Below are 1,490 nucleotides of genomic sequence, written 5' to 3'. Positions count from 1 at the left end.
GGGGGGGTGCCTCTATGTCTTTCGTCAAGCGACGCGAGGGCTCCTCGGTTCGTAGAAGGTTCCGTCGCGGAGCATGGCGAAGAGGACGCTGGTGCGGTGGCGGGCGAGGCGGAGGAGGGCCTGGGTGTGGGTTTTGCCGCGGGCCCGGCAGCGGTCGTAGTAGGTGCGGGAGGCGGGATCATGCAGGGCCGCGAACGCGGAGAGGAACATCGCCCGCTTGAGCTGCCGGTTGCCGCCTCTGGGGGCGTGTTCGCCGTGGATCGAGGTGCCGGACTGCCGGGTTGTTGGGGCGAGGCCGGCGTAGGAGGCGAGGTGGGCGGCGGTGGGAAAGCTGCTGCCGTCGCCGACGGTGGTCAGGAGGACTGCGGCGGTCCTGACGCCGATGCCGGGCATCGAGGTCAGGACCTCGGAAAGAGGGTGGGCCTCCAGCAGGGCTTCGATCCGGGTCTGAAGGGCCCGGCGTTGTTCGTGGACGGCGGCCAGCGACTTCGCCAGCGATGGGACGATCACGTCGAGAGTGCCGGTGCCCGGGACGACGACGGTCTGTTCGTCGAGCGCGATGAAGATGTCGTCGACCAGCCGTTCGGCCATGCGCGGTGCCCTCGGGCGGACGACCTCGACCAGCCTGCGGCGGCCTGCTTTCCGCAGGGCCTGTGGGGATCCGTAGCGCTCGAGGAGCCAGGTGACGGCCTGGTGATCCAGGCGGGGACCCAGGACCCGCTCGAGGCTGGGATGGAACTGGGTGAGCAGGCTGCGGATGCGGTTGGAGGTGCGGTTGGCCTCGCCGGCGAGGTCCTGGTCGAAGCCGACCAGCATGGTCAGCTCGGCGGTGACCTCGTCGGCCAGGTCGAGCGTGCGCAGGGTGTGGGGCATGGTGCGGGCAGCGTCCGCGATGACCGCGGCGTCCTTCGCGTCGGTCTTGGCCTCGCCGGGGTAGAGGTCGGCGATCCTGCGCATCGCCAGGCCGGGCAGGTAGGCGACCTGACAGCCGGCGTCCCGGGCGACGGTCAGCGGCAGGGCGCCGATGGAGGCGGGCTGGTCCACGACCACCAGAACCGTGCCGAACTTGGCGGCCAGCTTGTCGAAGACGGCCCGCAACTTTGGTTCGCTGTTCGGCAGTGGCTTGTCGAAGACCGTCTTCCCGGCCGGGTTCAGACCGTGGCCGTGATGAGTGTGCTTGCCGACGTCCAGGCCCAGGAAGACGCCCACCCCGTCGATGCTGATCACCGTGCCCCCACATGCGTCGATGCGTGCCGGCCCCAAGGTCGGGGACCGTTCTCGCGCAGCCACGTTATGCAGACCTGCCGCCCGCAAACGGCCGGGCATTGCGCCCGGCCAGGCGGTGGTCGGACCTCTGATCAGCGTCTCCGACGGCACCCCTCGGACCCGGTGACACCACCCCCCAGGTCATCCGATCGACAGGGGGCAACAGTCATGCCGGGCCCGGAGGCCAACGGTCCCGTTGCGGAACCGCGGAAAACATAACGGGG

The 1,490-nt window shown here is 69.9% G+C and carries 1 protein-coding gene; it reads right to left on the bottom strand.

Annotated elements, in window-relative coordinates; translation table 11 throughout:
* Nucleotides 1-24: 24 nt before the first annotated feature.
* Nucleotides 25-1,227 (bottom strand): IS110 family transposase, encoded by a 1,203-nt coding sequence (locus AB0L29_RS35495; RefSeq protein ID WP_365833478.1) that lies wholly within the window; start codon nt 1,225-1,227, stop codon nt 25-27.
* Nucleotides 1,228-1,490 lie beyond the last annotated feature (263 nt).

Origin of the sequence: Streptomyces sp. NPDC052701 (genome assembly GCF_040678355.1) — a bacterium.
GTDB lineage: Bacteria > Actinomycetota > Actinomycetes > Streptomycetales > Streptomycetaceae > Streptomyces.
The sequence above is the reverse complement of the archived record's forward strand: the minus strand, read 5'-3'. Positions and strand labels throughout refer to the sequence as shown.